General features: G+C 37.9%; 1 protein-coding gene. It reads right to left on the bottom strand.

Annotated elements, in window-relative coordinates:
* Positions 1-182: 182 nt before the first annotated feature.
* Positions 183-920, bottom strand: a complete 738-nt coding sequence (locus ACFINC_RS09735; RefSeq protein WP_375617080.1) for a hypothetical protein — start codon at positions 918-920, stop codon at positions 183-185.
* Positions 921-1,087 lie beyond the last annotated feature (167 nt).

Below are 1,087 nucleotides of genomic sequence, written 5' to 3'. Positions count from 1 at the left end.
AAGCACGAATGCGGTGTATAGTAATCCCTTCAAAAGTATGATTTTCATTAGTTAATTCATATTTTTTAGATACAGTTTTAGATACAGTTATAGTGGACATAGGTAACTCCCTAAGTTTATATTTGATAAATTTTAGAATGAGATTTTTAAAGAGGGGCGCCCCCGCCGCGCCCGCGCGTTATTTACGCAGCGTCACTTTCATATTCGCTGTCATTATCATCATCATAATACCCCTCACAATCAGCATAATATTCATGACGGTAATAATCATCTTCACTCCCAAATTCAGGATATGCCTCATCCCAAATATGATCATCAGCAGTTAAAGAGGCGGCGCTGTGAACATAAGAATCGCCAGAGATAAGAGCCCCACAAACCACGGCATCATCAAAAACACGCGAGCCATCACAAATATGAGCAGCGCCGCTTATTTTAGCATTGCCCCCGACATGAGCATCATCACAAATAACGGCATCATCACAAATATGAGCATGATTAGTGATGCGGGCGTTATCATAAATTTTAGCATTACCTTCAATTACAACGGCATTGCTAACATGAGCATTGCCATAAAGCTTTGCATTGTCCTTTAATAACATGCCTTCAAAAATAGCATTACCATAAATTCTTGCATTACCACAAACGTCAACAAAAAAGCTTTTTACTTTAGCATTGCCTGAAACCCTTGCATTTTGAAAGACGCGCGCTTTGTCATACACCCAGCAATTGCCTTTGTGAGATAAGTTACTTTCGTTTTCAATATACCCCCCTAGATCGCCGGCTTTGACATCAGCAAAATCTCTTAAAGCACGTATACGGTATAATATGAGACCAGTCACAAAATCCATTTCGCCAGTAAACTCATATTTTTTAGATGTTTTTTTCTTATTAACGGGGGTAATTTTTGATATATTTTTCATAATTAAAGCCTTGATGTTAATATTGTTTTGAAATTGACACCCTATAAGGGTGTCGGGCGTTCAAAACACGGCATCAAGTCCGTCGTTACACTTTTCTCATAAAGAGTATTGTATGGTGTAAACACACCCGACAAAATTCTCATATACTAACAAAAGCATAAAAGATA

It is taken from the genome of Bartonella sp. AP58NXGY, assembly GCF_042195785.1.
In the GTDB taxonomy this organism is placed as follows: domain Bacteria; phylum Pseudomonadota; class Alphaproteobacteria; order Rhizobiales; family Rhizobiaceae; genus Bartonella.
The sequence above is the reverse complement of the archived record's forward strand: the minus strand, read 5'-3'. Positions and strand labels throughout refer to the sequence as shown.

Coding starts and splice junctions, on each gene's coding strand:
- ACFINC_RS09735 (WP_375617080.1), bottom strand. CDS start 920: ATGAAAAATATATCAAAAATTACCCCCGTTAATAAGAAAAAAACATCT.